Origin of the sequence: Alicyclobacillus shizuokensis NBRC 103103 (assembly GCF_001552255.1) — a bacterium.
GTDB classification, from domain to species: Bacteria; Bacillota; Bacilli; order Alicyclobacillales; family Alicyclobacillaceae; genus Alicyclobacillus_G; species Alicyclobacillus_G shizuokensis.
Genome location: NZ_BCQV01000057.1, coordinates 1 through 16,046, shown reverse-complemented (window position 1 = coordinate 16,046; position 16,046 = coordinate 1). Strand labels below are relative to the sequence as shown.

Genomic DNA, 16,046 nt, shown 5'->3' with positions numbered 1-16,046 from the left:
GGTGGTAGATTCCGGATGCCTAGCTTTCCACCTCGCCGACACCCAAGACTCGGTGTCGTTGCCCGGGTCTCTCCAAGCCCCGCCCCGCCTTCAGCGCGGCGCAAAAAACCTTGTCGTGACGCGGGATTTGGCGGTTTTCAGGGCCGCCGGTCGAGCGGCGACGTTGAATACTATACTACGATTGCTGCGAGAGATCAAATGTAAATATAACCCATCTATAACCCATCAAAATTTCGCCGTATGCACCGGATTCCCCGCCGTCTCCGACCGGCGCGGCCAGCCTGGCCACTCACTGATACATATGCCAATCAGAATCAAAACAACCCCCACCCAGCGCAACCAATGCACCGACTCCGCCAGCAGGAGATGGGCCGACAGGACCGCAACAGGCAGTTCAATCGACGCGAGCACCCCGGCCATGCGGCCACCGGTACGCGGCGTGGACACGAGCATCAACAGCATCGGCAGCACCTGGCCGAACAAGGCAATCAGGCCTCCCCAAAGCCACAGCCCCCGGTTGACCGATCCGTCCCACAGAAAGCTCGGCGGGAAAAGCGGCAGGATGACTAATCCGGAGATGGTCACAGTCACGGCGGACCTGGTGATGGGCGGCGTGCTGGTGTCGACGTAGCTGGATAGGTACAGCGTCAGAGCGTAGAATAGCCCCGCCAGCAGTCCAAGCCCCACAGCCCACCAAGGCACAGCCGGGATCCGCTGGCCGATGATACCGACCGCCAACACGGTGCCGCCGACAATCATCAGCATCCCCAACCACTTCTGCACCTCTGGCAGGCGACGGGTCACCAACACATCGATGACCATCACCATCCAGGCGAACTGGAACAGCATGATGATGCCCAAGGAAGCGGGCATCCGCGTCAACGCCAGATAGTAGCAAAAACTTGTGCCCGCGCCGCACACACCGAGGACAGCCACAATCAACCACTGAGACGCGGGCATCCGCAGGCGACGCGCCCGCCATATCCCCAGCGCCCACAGGATCAACGCGGCCAAGCCGTACTGTGCGTCGGTCATTTGCTGTGTTGACAACCCGTGGGCATACCCCAGCTTCAACAAAGGAGACACGACGCCAAAGCAACTGCCGGCCACCAACATCAAGACGGCAAACACTGCCCGCTGCGCCAATCTCTTCGACCTCCCCGACGTCCATGCGCCCTGCACGATCTCCGCCACGTGAAAAGACCGGGCTCTGCCCGGTCCTGTAAGGTGCAAGGCGATGCCCTCCAGGGCTTTCGCTCTCCCACCGAACCTTGTCTTTGTCCGCATCGGATCTCTATCTGGCTGGCTCACTGCAAGCCATTCCCAGTATACCGCCCTTTTCCCCCTGGCGCCAACCCTACAACCCGCGCCCGATGTCGCGCCGCAGATATTTGTCAGCAAAGGTGATGCCGTCGGCTCCGCGGTAGGCCGCATCCCGCGCCTCGGACAGGGTCTGTCCAACGCCTGCCACCGTCAACACACGGCCGCCCGCTGTTTTCAGCTCACCCGATGCCCATGCGGTTCCTGCGTGAAAGACGATGGGTCCCCCCGTCGCGCCGCCCGGCCCGCCCGACGTAAAGCCCGATAAAGAAGAGGATGCGCTCAGCTTGGGGGCGAAGGAAATCACGTCCCCCTTGCGTGGCGACTCGGGGTACCCGGCCGCGGCCAACACCACACACACCGCGTATTCCGGCCTCCAGGCCACCTTCGCCTCGGCCAGGCGGCCTTCGCTGACCGCCCAGACAATCTCCAGCAAATCGGAGGCCAAAAGCGGCAGGACCACTTCCGCCTCCGGATCGCCCAAACGGACGTTGAACTCCACCACCTGCGGCCCGTCGTCCGTCAACATCAAGCCAACGTACAGCACACCGCGGTAAACGCTGCCCCACTCCCGCAGCGCCGCCAGCGTGGGCCGGACAATGCGCCGCTCCACCTCCCCCGCCAGCGCCTGGCTGTCCGCGTCCGGCAGCGGCGCGTAGGCGCCCATGCCACCCGTGTTGGGTCCGGTGTCCCCTTCACCGATGCGCTTGTGATCCCGCGCCGGCAGCATGGGCACGACGGCGCTCTCGTCGATGAAGAACATGAGCGACGCCTCGCGCCCAACCAAGAACGACTCAATCACCACGCGCCGGCCGGCCTCGCCGAAGCGGCCCGCCTGCATCATGCCGTCGACGGCGCGGCACGCCTCCTCCACCGTCCCGGCCACCGTGACGCCCTTGCCGGCCGCCAGACCGTCCGCCTTGACAACAATGGGCGCCCCCTGCCGCCGGATGTACGCCTTCGCCGCCTCCGCGTCGGTGAACGTCCGGTGCGCGGCCGTCGGCACGCCGGCCTCTTCCATCAGCGCCTTGGCGAACGCCTTCGACGTTTCCAACTGCGCCGCCGCCTTCGTCGGGCCAAAGGCGCGGACGCCCGCCTCGGTCAGGGCGTCCACCAGCCCGACGGAGAGCGGCTGCTCCGGCCCCACCACCACCAGCTGGATGCCGTTCGCGCGGCAAAACGACACCAGGCCGTCCACATCGTCCGCGCCCAGCGGCACACACTCCGCCACCTGAGCCAGTCCCGGGTTCCCCGGGGCCGCATACAGCCGCGGCTGCAGCGGGCTTTGCGCCAGCTTCCAGGCGATGGCGTGCTCGCGCGCCCCCGCGCCGACCACCAACACCCGCGCATGGTTTGGGATTTCGAGTGCCATCTTGTCTCTCCTCTCAGTGCAAGAAGTGGCGCCGGCCGGTGAACACCATGGCGATGCCGTGTTCGTCCGCCGCCTCGATGCTCTCCCTATCCTTGATCGATCCGCCCGGCTGCACGATGGCGGTGACACCGGCCGCGGCGGCTGTGTCCACCGTGTCGCGCATCGGAAAGAACGCGTCCGACGCCAGCACGCTGCCCTCGGCGCGCGGCCCGGCCTGCGCGATGGCAATCTTGGCGGCGCCGACGCGGTTCATTTGCCCAGCGCCAACCCCCAGCGTCATCACCGAGTTCGCCAGGACAATCGCGTTCGACTTGACAAAGCGGACGATTCGCCAGCCAAATCGAAGCGCCTGCCACTCCTCCTCGGTCGGCTGGCGGCGCGTGACCACCCGCCACGCGTCCGATCCGGCGTCGCCGACGTTGACCTGCTGCACCAAGAGACCGCCCGAAACGCGGCGCAGCAGGTGATCACCGGGCCGCCAAAGCGGCTGGGTCATGTCAACCTCCAGCAGGCGCAGATTCTTCTTCCGCCCCAGCCGCGCCCGCGCCTGCTCACTGAAGCCGGGCGCCAGGATGATCTCCAGGAACATCGACGCCAGCCTGTCCGCCAATTCGGCCTCGACGGAGCGGTTGAGGGCGATGATGCCGCCGAAGATGGAGACAGAATCGGCCTCGTACGCGCGGTCAAACGCCTCGTCGAGCGTCGCGCCCAGGCCGACGCCGCACGGGTTCATGTGCTTGACCGCCACCGCCGCCGGCTGCCCCAGGTCGTCCAGGGCGCGCAGGATTTGCAGCGCGGCGTCCGCGTCCTGGATGTTGTTGTAGGACAGCTCCTTCCCCTGCAGCTGGCGCGCCCCGGCTATCGTCGCCGGGCTGGCGTCCGCATCAGCGTAGAAGTGCGCCCGTTGATGCGGGTTCTCACCGTAGCGCAGGGCCTGCTTATGGACGAACGACACCTGGTAGAGCGGCGGCCATGCCGCGTCGGCGGGTAGACCTGCCTGTTGGCCCGACCCCTTGGCCGCCAAAGACCGGGCCGCCGACTCGCCGCCCGCGCCGGAGCGCCCGTCCTTGGCCGCGGCCGCCTCCAGGTAGGCGGCAATCGCCGCGTCGTAGGCTGCCGTTTCAGCGAACACCTTGGCCGCCAAGCGCGCCCGTTCGTCTGCCGTCAACTCCCGCCCGCTCGCGAGCGCTTCGCCCAGCCAGGCGTAATCGGCCGGATCGACCACTGGCAGGCAGCCGCTGTGGTTCTTCGCGGCAGCGCGCAGGAGCGACGGCCCACCGATGTCAATCATCTCCACCGCCTCGGCGAACGTCGCGCCCGGCCGCGCGATGGTCTCGCGAAACGGGTACAGGTTGACGACGACCACGTCGATCCGATCGATACCGTGCTCGGCAATCGCCGCCATGTGGCCGGGGTCGTCGCGGCACGCCAGCACACCGCCGTGGATGCGCGGATGCAGGGTCTTCACGCGCCCTTCCAGCATCTCCGGAAAACCGGTGTAATCCGACACCTCCGTCACCGCGATGCCTGCCTCCCGCAGGTGGCGGGCGGTGCCCCCGGTCGAGAGGATGCCGAACCCGGCCACGACCAGGCGGCGGCAGAAATCGGCAACGCCCTGTTTATCGAAAACGCTGACAAGAGCCCACTTGTTCACGTGCACGCCTTCCTTTCTCAGGTTTCTCCAACAAGCAGCCCGCGCACCGCCAGACCGACCGCCAGCGGGTACAGCCCGTGCTCGACCGCGTGGATGCGCGTCAACAAATCCTCCTCGGCGGTGCCGTCCGGGATGGACACGCGCGCCTGCAGCAAAATCGGCCCCGTGTCCACCCCCGAATCCACCAGGTGTACCGTCACCCCGGTCTCCTTCGCCCCCGCGGCCAGGACGTCCTTCACCGCCTGGCGGCCGGGGAAGTGCGGCAACAGGGACGGATGGATGTTGAGGATGCGGTTCGGGTACGCGCTCAACAGCACATCCCCCACCAGCCGCATATACCCGGCGAGAGCCACCCATTCCACCTCATGTTGCCGCAAAAATGCGAGCACGTCCCGTTCAAACGCCGGCTTGTCCGGGTACTCGCGGGGGCGCCTGGCGAACACCGGCACCCCCGCCCGCTGGGCGCGCGAGACCGCGTAGGCGCCCGGCTTGTCTGACACCACCGCCACCACGCGCGCCGGCCAGGCAGGATTGCGCGCTGGTTCGTCGAGCAGCGCCTGCAGGTTGCTGCCGTTGCCCGAGGCGAACACCGCCAGGCGCACCCGACGGGCGTTCATCGGCCGGGTGGGCGGCCGTTGGATATCCTCGGTCCATTCGCAGGGCTTCACCGGCCGCCCTCCTCCACCAGGCGCGCGTTCCCGCTGCCAGCGACGATGCGGCCAATCCGATAGGCGCGCTCCCCCTGTTCCGCAAACCAGTTCACCGCGGCATCGGCCTGCTCCTCCGGAACCACCAACGTGTAGCCGACGCCCAGGTTCCAGACGCGCGCGGCGCTGGCCAGGTCCATGCCGCTCTGCGCCAGCAACCAGGAGAACACCGGCGGCACCGGCCACCGTCCCACCCTGATCTCCGCGGTCAATCCGTCCGGCAGCGAGCGCGGCACGTTCTCCACCAGCCCGCCGCCAGTGATGTGCGCCATGGCGCGGATATCGATGCCGTCGGCCAAAGCCGCCAACACCGGCCGCACGTAAATGCGGGTGGGCCACAACAGTTCATCCGCCCAGGTCCAGGGACGCTTGGCAGCCGTGGCACCCAGGAGCTCCGGCCCGCGGGCCGCCGGAAACGGCAGCGGGTCGGCCAATTGGACCCCCGCCTCGGCAATCAGCTTGCGCACCAGCGAATAGCCGTTGGAGTGCAGGCCATCGCTGGCCAATCCGATGAGGGCATCGCCCGCCTGAACGCGGTGGCCGTCGATGATGTCCGGCTGGTTGGCCACCCCCACGGCGAATCCGGCCAGATCATATTCGCCGGGCGCGTACATCCCCGGCATCTCCGCCGTCTCGCCGCCCAACAGGGCGCAGCCAGCCGTCCGGCAGCCAACAGTGACGCCCGCCACCACCGCTTCCGCCACCTCCACGTCCAGTTTGCCTGTCGCCAGATAATCGAGAAAGAACAGCGGCTCGGCGCCCGAGGTGAGGATGTCGTTGACGCACATCGCCACACAGTCGATGCCAATGGTGCCGTGGCGTCCGGTGGCAAACGCCAGTTTCAACTTTGTCCCCACGCCGTCGGCGCCCGAGAGCAGCACCGGTTGCGGAAAGCGGTTGACGTCGATGCGGAAGCCACCGGAAAAGCCGCCGATGGCCGCCATCACCTCCGGCCGGCGCGTTTCTGCGGCCAGACGGGCATAGCGCCGCGCCGCTTCGTTGCCCGCCGCGATGTCGACCCCGGCCGCGCGGTACTCGTCGCTCATCACACCCCGACCCCCTGCTGGCTGACGTCGTACTGCTCCTTGCTGATAGGGTACACCTCGGTCGGATAGCAACCGGTGAAACAAGCGTTGCAAAACGGATAGGGCGCATCCTGAGGCACTCCGAACGCCTCCATCGTCTCCTCCACCGTCAGGAATTCGAGCGAATCCGCCCCAATCTCGCGGCAGATCCCCTCCACAGAATGGTCCGCTGCAATCAGCTGGCCCTTCGAGGAAGTGTCGATGCCGTAGTGACAGGCGTGTTTGTATGGCGGGCTGGAGATGCGCACGTGCACCTCCGTCGCTCCCGCCTCGCGCAGCAGCTGCACCAGGCGGCGGCTGGTGGTGCCGCGGACAATCGAATCGTCAATCAGCACCACCCGCCGTCCGTCCACCACCGAACGCACCGCGTTCAGCTTCAGCCGCACACCCAGGTCGCGCAGGGCCTGGGAGGGCTGGATGAACGTGCGCGCCACGTACTTGTTTTTCACCAGCCCCATCTCGAGCGGGACGCCGCTGGCCTCGGCAAACCCGGCCGCCGCCGAGACACTGGAGTCGGGCACGCCAATTACGATGTCACCCGCCGCCGGGTGGCGCTCGGCCAGGATGCGGCCCAGCTTCTTGCGCACCGCGTGCACGTTCCAGCCGTCGATGTCGCTGTCCGGGCGCGCAAAATAGATATGCTCGAAGGTGCACATCGCCCGCCGCGTCGGCTGCGCCGGTGCAATGGCGGTCAGCCCGCCCGCGTCGATGACCAGCGTTTCCCCGGGCTCGACGTCGCGGACGAACTCGGCACCAATCGTCTCAAACGCGCACGACTCGGACGCCACCACGTACGCCTCGCCCAACCGGCCCAGAGCCAGGGGACGCAGGCCGTACGGATCGCGCAGGGCAATGAGCCGATCGTCGGTCAACAGCACAAACGCGTAGCCGCCCTTGACCATGCTCACGCTGGTGCGCACCGCCTCAATCAGGTTGGTCTGCACGGAGCGGGCAATCAGGTGCGCCACCACCTCGGTGTCGCTGGTCGATTGAAACAGGCTCCCCTGGCGCTCCAGGAGCACGCGCAGGGCGGGCGCGTTGACCAGGTTGCCGTTGTGGGCCAACGCCAAGCTGCCGCGGTGCGTGCGGAAGGTCAGCGGCTGCGCGTTCTCGACCGTGTTTTGTCCGGCCGTCGAATAGCGCACGTGGCCAATCGCCGCGTGGCCGCGCAGGCGCGCCAGGTCTTCGCGCGTGAACACGTCGGAGACCAGCCCCAGGCCGCGGTGGTTGTACATCCGTTCCCCGTCCACGCTGGCCATGCCGGCCGCCTCCTGGCCGCGGTGCTGCAGCGCAATCAGCGCCACGTGCGTGATCTGCGCCGCGCTCGGGTGGCCATAGATGCCGAAGACGCCGCACTCCTCATGGGGGCCATCTGTCCGTTCCAGCCACATCACGCATCCGCCTCCCCTCGCGCGCTGGGTGCCCGCATGGCCTGCGGCAGCGCGCCCTCGTAGGCAGCCCGGGCCGACGCCAACGGCAGCGTCAGCCAGACTCCGTCGTCGCCGCCGATGATCACCGCATCCCCGCCGGTTTTGCCGAGCACAAGCGCCGGCACGCCGGCCTGTGCCGCCTCCTGGACAATCACCTCGGCCGACGCCCCATCCACCTCGAGCAAAATCCGGCTCTGCGCCTCCGAGAACAACAGCCCGGCCCGTTCCAGGGCGTCTCGGGGCGTCACGGGCAGCGTCACCTCGGCGCCGACACCGCCTGCGATGGCCATCTCCGTCAACGCCACCGCCAGTCCCCCGTCCGACACGTCGTGCGCGGAGCGGACACGGCCGGTCCGGATGAGGCTTTGCACCAAGTCCTGCACGCGCCTCTCCAGTGCCAAATCAAGGGGCGGGGCGTCGCCGGCGGGCTGGCCGGCCAGCAGCTGCCAGAACAGGCTGCCGTCGAGCGCGGAGTCGATGGGACCGACGAGGACGATGGCTGAATCGGCCGTGCAAAACGCCGACTCGGTCACGTGCGCCAGGTCCTCAATCACGCCCAACGCGCCGACCACCGGCGTCGGGAAGATGTCCTGCCCCTGACTCTCGTTGTAGAAGCTGACATTGCCGCTGACCACCGGCGTATCCAGCGCCCGGCAGGCCTCAGCCATCCCCTCCACAGCGTCGATGAACTGGCGCATGACCGCAGGTTTTTCCGGATTGCCGAAGTTCAGGCAGTCAGTGATGGCGAGCGGCTTCGCGCCGCTGGCCACCAGGTTGCGGGCCGCCTCGGCCACCGCAATCGCCCCGCCCCGACGCGGGTTGAGGTACACGTAGCGGCCGTTGCCGTCAGTGGCCAGCGCCACCGCGCGCTCCGCGCCTGGCAGGCGCACCACCGCCGCGTCGCTGCCTGGCCCCACCTGAGTCGCTGTGCGCACGCTGGTGTCATACTGACGATACACCCAACGCTTATCGGCGATGGAGGGGTGCGCGAGCAGTGTGAGCAGGTACTGCGCCCAGGCATCTGCGTCCCCCGCCGCCGGCTCCGGCTTGGCCACCGTCAAACCGGGTTGCACGTACTTTGCGTCCGCCGGGCGGTCGTACACCGGTGCCTCGTCGACCAACGCCGCCACCGGCACATCCGCCACCACCTCCCCGGCGAACCGAAGGCGCAGCCGGCCGTCGCCGGTGACGCGGCCAATCTCCGCGACCTCCAAGCCCCACTTGCACAAAATGGAGAACGCCAGCTCTTCCCGGCCCTTCTCCATCACCACCAGCATCCGTTCCTGCGACTCGGAGAGCATCATTTCGTACGGAGTCATGCCCTCCTCGCGCACCGGCACCCGGTCGAGATCGAGTTCCAAACCGCCGCCGGCCCGCGCCGCCATCTCCGCCGACGAGGATGTCAGCCCCGCCGCGCCCATGTCCTGGATGCCGACCACCGCGCCCGTCGCGATAAGCTCCAGGCAGGCCTCCATCAGGAGCTTGCCGAGGAACGGATCGCCCACTTGCACAGCGGAGCGTTCCTTCTCCGTCGGGTCTTCCGCTGACGCGAAGGTGGCCCCGTGGATGCCGTCGCGCCCCGTCCGCGCGCCGACCACAAACACCGGGTTACCCACGCCGCGCGCCGCGCCCTTGGCCATCTTGTCGGCCTCCAACACGCCGACGCACATGGCGTTGACCAGCGGGTTGTGACGGTAGCTCTCGTCAAACACCGTCTCGCCGCCGACGGTCGGGATGCCGACGCAGTTGCCGTAGCCGCCGATGCCGGCCACCACGTTGGCGAACAGATAGCGCGTGCGATCGTCCGTCAAAGGGCCAAAGCGCAGGCTGTCGAGAAACGCAATCGGGCGCGCTCCCATCGTGAACACGTCGCGCAAAATCCCGCCCACACCGGTGGCCGCCCCCTGGTACGGCTCCACGGCGGAAGGGTGGTTGTGGCTCTCCATCTTGAACGCCACCGCCAGCCCGCCGCCCACGTCGACGACGCCCGCGTTCTCGCCTGGGCCCTGCAGGACCTGCGGGCCGCTGGTCGGGAACTTGCGCAGGTGGATTTTCGAGCTTTTGTAGCTGCAGTGTTCCGACCACAACACGCCGAACAAACCCGCCTCGACGTAGTTGGGCAGCCGCCCCAGCCGCTCGCAGACGCGTTCGTACTCGGCCTCGGTCAAGCCCAGCTCGAGGTACCGGCGCTGCTCCCGTATCTCCTGCGGCGTCGGTTGGCCGCTTGTGCCGGCCGCCGCCTTTGTCTGTACGCGCACCTCAGCCAAGCCTTCCCACTCCTTCCGCGGACGCCGCCAGTGACGCCCCCTGTTGTTCCACATAGCGGTGCATGGACGTGAACATGCGGGCGCCGTCGGTCGAACGCATCCATTCGGCCACCGCGCGCTCCGGGTGTGGCATCAGGCCCAGGATACGGCCGTTGGCCCCCAGCACGGCGGCGATGTCTTGGGCCGATCCGTTCGGATTCTGCACATACCGCAAGACGGCGCGCCGCTCTCGCTGCAACTGGCTCAGCGTCGCCGCGTCCGCATGGTAGCGCCCGTCGCGGTGGGCGATGGGGATGCGGATGCGTGCGCCGGGGGCGTAGTCGAGCGTGAACGGCGTCTCTGCGTTCTCCACCCGCAGTTCCGCCAGCTCGCAGCGAAACTGCAGGTGATCATTGACGAGCAGGGCCCCAGGCAAAAGCCCTGCCTCGGTCAGCACCTGAAACCCGTTGCAAATGCCCAGCACCAGGGCGCCGCGCTGGACGGCCGCGCGGACACCAGCAATCGCCGGCGCAAAGCGGGCGATGGCCCCGCTGCGCAGATAATCGCCATAGGAAAAGCCGCCCGGCAGGATGATGGCGTCGTACGCCGACAAATCACTTCGGTCGTGCCAGACGAGGTCGACCGGGTCGCCGAGCACCCGGTCAATCGCAAGGGCCGCGTCCTCGTCGCAATTCGATCCGGGGAAGACGATGACCGCCCATCTCATTGGGCTCCCTCCTCCACGTGCACGGCGTACGTCTCCATCACCGGATTGCACAGCAGCTCTTCACAGGCCCGGCGCACCTTTGCCTCCGCCTCGTCCCGATTGTCGGCCGCCACCGTCAACTCGATGGACTTGCCGATGCGCACCTGCTCCACACCGTCGTGGCCCAGGCTGGCGAGCGCCTGCAGCACCGCGTGTCCCTGCGGGTCAAACACGCTCGGCTTCAACCACACCCGCACCGTCGCGCGCCACTTCGTCATGCCTCTATCCCCTCTTCCACACGGCTTAGTACTTCCCGGTAGGCCGCCTCAATGTCGCCCAAGTCACGGCGAAAGCGGTCTTTGTCCAGTTTCTTCTGCGTCTTCGCGTCCCAAAACCGGCAGGTGTCCGGCGAGATTTCGTCCGCCAGGCGCAGCCTGCCCTCGGCGTCGATGCCGAACTCCAGTTTGAAGTCGACCAGGGTGATGCCGATGCGGCGCAAAAACCCGCCCAGGATATCGTTGACAAGCAGCGCCATCTGCCGCATCTGATCACGCTCGGCCGCCGGGGCGAGACCCAGCACCTCGATGTGGTCGTCGGTGACGAACGGATCGCCCAGGGCGTCATCTTTGTAATAGAATTCGACAATCGGACGCGCAAGCGGAGTGCCCTCGGCAATGCCGAGCCGCTTGGCCATGCTGCCTGCGGCCAGGTTGCGCACCACTACTTCCAGCGGCACGATGCGCACGGCGTGCACCAGCGTCTCGCGGTCGCTGAGCGGCTCGATGAGGTGGGTCTGCACGCCCTGCTTGGCGAGCAGCCGCATGAACAGGTTGGACAGTCGGTTGTTGACAACCCCTTTGCCGGCGATGGACCCGCGCTTCTGCCCGTTGAAGGCGGTCGCGTCATCCTTGTACTCAACGATGTACTGTTGAGGATTGTCCGTGCGATAGACCTTTTTTGCCTTGCCTTCGTAGAGCAGTTCCAATTTGGCGGCCATGGTTCCTCTCCCTCCCTGTGGTGTGTCGAGGGCCCGGGACGATGAACGGCCCGCCCCCCGACCTACGCGGGGAATGCGAGCCGTTGCTGGCTGGCGACACCGAGAAGGGCGCTACGCTGTGGGGCGGGTTGCTTGCCGGCGGCCTGTCAGCCTCGCGCAATCCCGAGGCTGACAGCCTGGCGCGGCAGGCTGAACCGATCCGAAACACGCCCGGTGCCTTGATTCCCCTCGTAGTCCGGACCTTTACGGGGTCCGGGTAGAAACTCTCAGGCCGTATCCCTGAGGATATACGAGACTGACGGGTATCCGATTGTCTGCGCACGCCAGGGCAAAGGCTGCGCCGCAAACGCGCCGGAGCGCGGATACGGGGCCGTCAGATGCCCAGGCGGGCGAGAATCTCGTCCACCCGGCGCAGGTGCCAGGCGGGATCAAAACACGCCTTGAGTTCTTCCTCGCTGAGTCTCTCCCGGACGAGCGGCGCCTCGCGGATGATGTCGTAGAACGGGCGCTCCTCTTCCCAAGCGCGCATGGCGGCCGGCTGCACGGTGTCATACGCCTCCTCGCGCGCGACGCCCTTGTCAATCAGGGCGGTCAGCACGCGCTGGGAGTAGGTCAGACCATGGGTGCGCTCCATATTCCGCTTCATGTTCTCCGGATAGACGCGCAGGTCCTTCAGGATGCGGTTCATCCGGTGCAGCAGGTAGTCGGTGAGAATCGTGGCATCCGGGAGGATGACGCGCTCGACCGACGAGTGGCTGATGTCCCGTTCATGCCACAGCGGCACGTCTTCCAACGCCGGCACGACAAACCCGCGCAACACGCGCGCGAGCCCGCTGATCTGCTCGCAACCGACCGGGTTACGCTTGTGCGGCATGGCCGATGATCCCTTCTGCCCCTTGTAAAACGGCTCCTCGACCTCACGGATCTCCGACTTTTGCAGGCCGCGAATTTCGGTCGCGATCTTGTCCAGGGTGGTGCCGATGAGGCTGAGCGTGAAGATGAACTCGGCGTGCCTGTCTCGCTGCAGGGTCTGCGTGCTGATGGGCGCCGGCTTGAGCCCCAGGCGCTGGCAGACATAGCGTTCCACGAACGGATCGACATTGGCGTAGGTGCCGACCGCCCCAGAGATCTTGCCGTAGCGCATGCGCTCGGCGGCCGCTTCGAAGCGCTCCAAGTTCCTGTCCATCTCGGCGTACCAGAGCCCCGCCTTGAGGCCAAACGTGGTGGGTTCGGCGTGCACGCCGTGCGTGCGGCCCATCATGATGGTGTGGCGGTGCTGGTCGGCGAGGGTGCGCAGGGTATCGAGGATTTCCTGCAGATCCGCCCGGATGATGGCAATCGCCTGCTGCAGCTGCGCGGACAGGGCGGTATCGACGACGTCGGTCGAGGTCAGGCCGTAATGGACCCACTTGCGCTCCGGGCCCAGCGACTCAGACACAGCGCGCGTGAAGGCGACCACGTCGTGACGCGTGGTCTCCTCGATTTCCAGGACGCGCTCCACCGAGAAACGGGCCTTCTCGCGAATCGCCGCCGCGTCTTCCTCGGGAATGACACCCAACTGGGCCCACGCCTCGCAAGCGAGGATTTCCACCTGCAACCACCAGTGGTACCGCTGCTCCAACGTCCAAAGCCTGCCCATCTCAGGGCGGGTATAGCGGTCAATCACAGGATCGCTCCTCCTCCAGCCAGCGGTGGACACCTTCCGTCCACCTGTATCCGTTGCCAGTGTAACCCCGGTCTGCTGGGGTGTCAACCAAAATCCGAACAATGGAAGAAACTATACATAGGAATGTTCGTCCATCGGATGGTTTGGCTCCGTCCGCCGCAGCGGGTATCATAGATAGTGTGTTTCGTTATGAGGGAGGGACGCCGAAGTGAAACAGGTTGTCGAAGGATTGAAGGAACAGGTGGCCGCGCATCGCCACCCCAACCATGACGCACCGGCCGTGTTTGTCAACCGCTGGTCGCCACGGGCGTTTGCCTCGCGGCCTGTTGATGAGGAGACGTTGTTCGCGGTGCTGGAGGCGGCCCGCTTCGCGCCCTCGGCCAACAACCTGCAGCCTTGGCGCTTCGTCTTAGCCCGTACGGATGTGGACAGAGACCTGTTTTGTCAATTCATCAACGAGGGCAATGTGACATGGTGCCAAAAGGCGCCGGTGCTGTTGCTGTTGGCTTCTGAAGCCACGATGGAGGATGGCCGCGCCAACCGGATGCACGCGTTTGACGCGGGCGCTGCCTGGGTCTCCTTGGCGCTGGCCGCCGAGATGAAGGGTCTGGCGGCACACGCGATGGGCGGCTTTGACCGCGCCAAAGCGCGTGAGCTGCTGGCCCTTCCGGATGGATTCGAGCCGCAGGTGGTGATTGCCCTCGGCTACCAGGGCGACGCCGCCGACTTGCCGCCCGCTCTCCAGGAGCGCGAGCAGCCGAACGGCCGCCGCCCCCTGGCTGAGACGGTGTTTGAAGGGCGCTTTGGTCGCGAGGTCGATGGACTGGCGTGATTGTACAATGGACCGAACCGAGAATGATTCTGGCACGGCCTCGTTGCGCTGGTTCTCATGTCCTTTGACATGATCAGCACGGATGTTTGCATGGGCCCTCACCTCCCGCACGTAGGGGCCTGCGGACCGCGCGGCGGGTACCGGGAGGTGAGGCCCATGGAGCGGAGAGATTTCTGCTTGAACTGACGATACCAATGCCGATAACGCACCTGGTGTTGTTGCAGCTCAAGGGGGAACCGTGACCCGTAGACGCATATCATTCCCCGTTCCTGAAGCCCTGAAGATATTTGCATATTTAGATGTCATCCCGCATACACGGAACCACCGTTTTGCCTTCCCATAGTTTTCATGCGCATAGGCAAGGGAGCATGCCCATCTGCCCTATCTGGAGTGAAGCCGTCATAATCTTCAGTGTAATCGGTGCCTATGCACAGATCCGCAGCGTTTCTCTCCACTTTTTACTTGTGGAAAACACGTATACGACCGTCAGATTGTCGGCTACCACAGTGGGCTTCGTTGTGCATTCCAGTCTGAACTATCTGCCTCCGGTAGAATAGAGGATCAGCGGCTGATCGCCGAGGGCGAGCGCGGTGGGCTGAATTGTGATGAATCACGAAATGGTGGGGTTAGAAGAGAAGCGACTGCATCCGCTAACGGAGTAGAAGCCGACCTGGGACACATCGGTCCTGGTCGGCTATTCGCATACTGGATGCGCCCGTAAGCGGCGATTGCTCAATTGCTGGAAGTCTCCATTAGAATTGATGACACCTGATTTGATGACACCGGGAAAGCCGCGGATTATACTGATCATATAACAGGTGAGAAAATGAAAAGTGTGCGCAACGCAAACGACGTTTTGTCCAAGCACTTGACGGGCGCCTGCCCCGACGGTGTTTTGGACGTGATTGGTATCTCGCATGCCCCAGTGGTTCGCGCTTTGCCGACAGAGCTGGACGAAGTCGTTATTCGTCAGCAGTTCACGGACATCATGTTCGAGTTGGAAACTGGGGAGATTTTGCACCTGGAGTTTCAGTCGAGTCGTGAGGCCACACTGAATCGGTTTTTGGCGTACGATGTGGCCTTAGCTGAACGGTTTGGCCGTAAAATCCGAACCATCGTGATGTACACGGGTGATGTGCATTCTGGGCCGGATACGCTCGATATCGGCAGTGCCAAATACCATGTCGAAAACGTATTTCTGAACCGTCTCAACGGGGATGATGCACTCGACACCGTGAAAAGGCATCTGGAATTCGGTGATTGGACAGAACAGGACCGCGTTCGCTTAGCCTTCGCGTTCCACATGCATTTTGAAAGAAGGTCTCGCGATGAGGCGTTTAATGAAGTTCTGGAGTTAACAAGGAAAATTCCGGATACCTTTGAGCAAGACTATGTTACAGCGCTGATTCTGGGATTGAGTGGGCGGAATTTAACGGATACACAAAAGCAACATCTGAAGGAGACGATGAGGATGACTGATGTGGTTCGGGAGTTGGAACAAGAAGCGTTGGAAAAAGGGCGTCGGGAAGGAGCGGATAACAAGGCGCGAGAGGTTACGCTGAAGCTGCTCGCAGAGGGCGTCAGCGCAGACGTGATCGCGAAAGCCACAGGCTTGAGCCGGGAGAAAATCGAGGAATTGCGGAAGCAACTGCATTGAGATTGATTGAAGAAGCCGGCCTGGACCACATTGGTCCCGGTTGGCTTTTTGCTTGTCAGGCTTGATGCATCATCCTTCGTACGCGTTCGTTGCACACACATCCATCGGGATACAGCGCATCACGGATTCTACGCAAACTGCGACTGTGGATGCTCATCTGGTACGAGTCTCCGCCCCGGCTTACCTGCGTATTCTCCGCACCAAGCTGAACAAGAAAATCGTGGCATTGGGGAACGAGGGCCTTAGCCTCCTCCAACGAGCAAACGAGAATGCCAGGCAACGTAGCAGGTGTATACCGGTCGTAATTGCCTGCAGAGGCAATAATGATCACTTATCGGACATCCGTACGAACTAGGGATACCCGTCGGCGTCAG

General features: G+C 64.9%; 13 protein-coding genes and 1 riboswitch. Of the genes, 2 read left to right on the top strand and 11 right to left on the bottom strand.

The genetic code is table 11. The annotated features are described in order from the left end of the window. Nucleotides 1-225: 225 nt before the first annotated feature. The 11 genes from ASH01S_RS16010 to purB form a co-directional block, all read right to left on the bottom strand. Nucleotides 226-1,146: an EamA family transporter gene (locus ASH01S_RS16010; protein WP_067929448.1), complete on the bottom strand. Its 921-nt coding sequence runs from the start codon at nucleotides 1,144-1,146 to the stop codon at nucleotides 226-228. Between the two features lie 211 nt (nucleotides 1,147-1,357). Then, nucleotides 1,358-2,692, bottom strand: a complete 1,335-nt coding sequence (purD, locus tag ASH01S_RS16005; protein ID WP_067929447.1) for a phosphoribosylamine--glycine ligase — start codon at nucleotides 2,690-2,692, stop codon at nucleotides 1,358-1,360. Between the two features lie 13 nt (nucleotides 2,693-2,705). Next, nucleotides 2,706-4,346: a bifunctional phosphoribosylaminoimidazolecarboxamide formyltransferase/IMP cyclohydrolase gene (gene purH, locus ASH01S_RS16000; protein ID WP_067929446.1), complete on the bottom strand. Its 1,641-nt coding sequence runs from the start codon at nucleotides 4,344-4,346 to the stop codon at nucleotides 2,706-2,708. 17 nt (nucleotides 4,347-4,363) lie between these two features. After that, nucleotides 4,364-5,014 carry a phosphoribosylglycinamide formyltransferase gene (gene purN, locus ASH01S_RS18630; protein ID WP_245629124.1) on the bottom strand — a complete coding sequence of 217 codons (651 nt, stop codon included), beginning with the start codon at nucleotides 5,012-5,014 and terminating at the stop codon, nucleotides 4,364-4,366. After that, nucleotides 5,011-6,099: a phosphoribosylformylglycinamidine cyclo-ligase gene (gene purM, locus ASH01S_RS15990; RefSeq protein WP_067929445.1), complete on the bottom strand. Its 1,089-nt coding sequence runs from the start codon at nucleotides 6,097-6,099 to the stop codon at nucleotides 5,011-5,013. Before purM ends, purN begins: the two co-directional genes overlap by 4 nt. Next, on the bottom strand, nucleotides 6,099-7,529 hold the full coding sequence (gene purF / locus ASH01S_RS15985; protein WP_067929444.1) for an amidophosphoribosyltransferase: 1,431 nt from the start codon (nucleotides 7,527-7,529) through the stop codon (nucleotides 6,099-6,101). Before purF ends, purM begins: the two co-directional genes overlap by 1 nt. After that, the gene (gene purL, locus ASH01S_RS15980; protein ID WP_083517273.1) at nucleotides 7,529-9,889 is read right to left on the bottom strand and encodes a phosphoribosylformylglycinamidine synthase subunit PurL; all 2,361 of its coding nucleotides are present in this window, start codon (nucleotides 9,887-9,889) and stop codon (nucleotides 7,529-7,531) included. The genes purF and purL overlap by 1 nt, the downstream gene beginning before the upstream one ends. After that, nucleotides 9,828-10,541 (bottom strand): phosphoribosylformylglycinamidine synthase subunit PurQ, encoded by a 714-nt coding sequence (gene purQ / locus ASH01S_RS15975; protein ID WP_067929443.1) that lies wholly within the window; start codon nucleotides 10,539-10,541, stop codon nucleotides 9,828-9,830. Before purQ ends, purL begins: the two co-directional genes overlap by 62 nt. Then, nucleotides 10,538-10,798 carry a phosphoribosylformylglycinamidine synthase subunit PurS gene (gene purS / locus ASH01S_RS15970; RefSeq protein ID WP_067929442.1) on the bottom strand — a complete coding sequence of 87 codons (261 nt, stop codon included), beginning with the start codon at nucleotides 10,796-10,798 and terminating at the stop codon, nucleotides 10,538-10,540. Before purS ends, purQ begins: the two co-directional genes overlap by 4 nt. Then, the gene (gene purC / locus ASH01S_RS15965) at nucleotides 10,795-11,517 is read right to left on the bottom strand and encodes a phosphoribosylaminoimidazolesuccinocarboxamide synthase (RefSeq protein ID WP_067929441.1); all 723 of its coding nucleotides are present in this window, start codon (nucleotides 11,515-11,517) and stop codon (nucleotides 10,795-10,797) included. The genes purS and purC overlap by 4 nt, the downstream gene beginning before the upstream one ends. A 211-nt stretch (nucleotides 11,518-11,728) precedes the next feature. Beyond that, nucleotides 11,729-11,830: riboswitch (purine riboswitch) on the bottom strand. 60 nt (nucleotides 11,831-11,890) lie between these two features. Further along, nucleotides 11,891-13,183 (bottom strand): adenylosuccinate lyase, encoded by a 1,293-nt coding sequence (gene purB, locus ASH01S_RS15960; RefSeq protein WP_067929440.1) that lies wholly within the window; start codon nucleotides 13,181-13,183, stop codon nucleotides 11,891-11,893. A gap of 208 nt (nucleotides 13,184-13,391) precedes the next feature. Between purB and ASH01S_RS15955 the strand changes: the two genes are divergently transcribed. Both ASH01S_RS15955 and ASH01S_RS15950 read left to right on the top strand, forming a co-directional pair. Continuing rightward, nucleotides 13,392-14,015 carry a nitroreductase family protein gene (locus ASH01S_RS15955; protein WP_067929439.1) on the top strand — a complete coding sequence of 208 codons (624 nt, stop codon included), beginning with the start codon at nucleotides 13,392-13,394 and terminating at the stop codon, nucleotides 14,013-14,015. 826 nt (nucleotides 14,016-14,841) lie between these two features. Continuing rightward, a complete protein-coding gene (locus ASH01S_RS15950; protein WP_067929438.1) occupies nucleotides 14,842-15,672 on the top strand; it encodes an RpnC/YadD family protein in 831 nt (276 codons plus the stop codon). Nucleotides 15,673-16,046: the final 374 nt, after the last annotated feature.